The organism is Stenotrophomonas sp. SrG (assembly GCF_050031795.1).
In the GTDB taxonomy this organism is placed as follows: domain Bacteria; phylum Pseudomonadota; class Gammaproteobacteria; order Xanthomonadales; family Xanthomonadaceae; genus Stenotrophomonas; species Stenotrophomonas rhizophila_A.
Window position 1 is genome coordinate 1 of sequence record NZ_JBNBBE010001735.1, and the last position, 230, is coordinate 230.

General features: G+C 68.3%; 1 protein-coding gene. It reads right to left on the minus strand.

All coding sequences use genetic code 11. From position 1 onward, the window contains the following. Positions 1–165: twin-arginine translocation signal domain-containing protein (locus ACQG3P_RS25200; protein WP_426806565.1), on the minus strand; the 165-nt coding region annotated here is incomplete at its 3' end. Positions 166–230: the final 65 nt, after the last annotated feature.

Consider the following 230-nt stretch of genomic DNA (forward strand, 5'->3'; position numbering starts at 1 on the left):
GGCCTGGGCCTGCACGCGCGTAAACGCCATCACGCCTGCGGCCAATGCACCGGCCTGGAGGAACTGTCTACGATCTGTCACTGGTTGCTCTCCCAACGCCGTGAACCCGCCCGGGAGGGCCGGGAAAATGCTTATGCGGCCGCGCAGCGATGTTCGGCGTGCCATACGGCCGCGCCCACCTCGCCCAGCTCGCCATGTTCCACCCGCCACACCGGCTCCTGCTCCAGCAC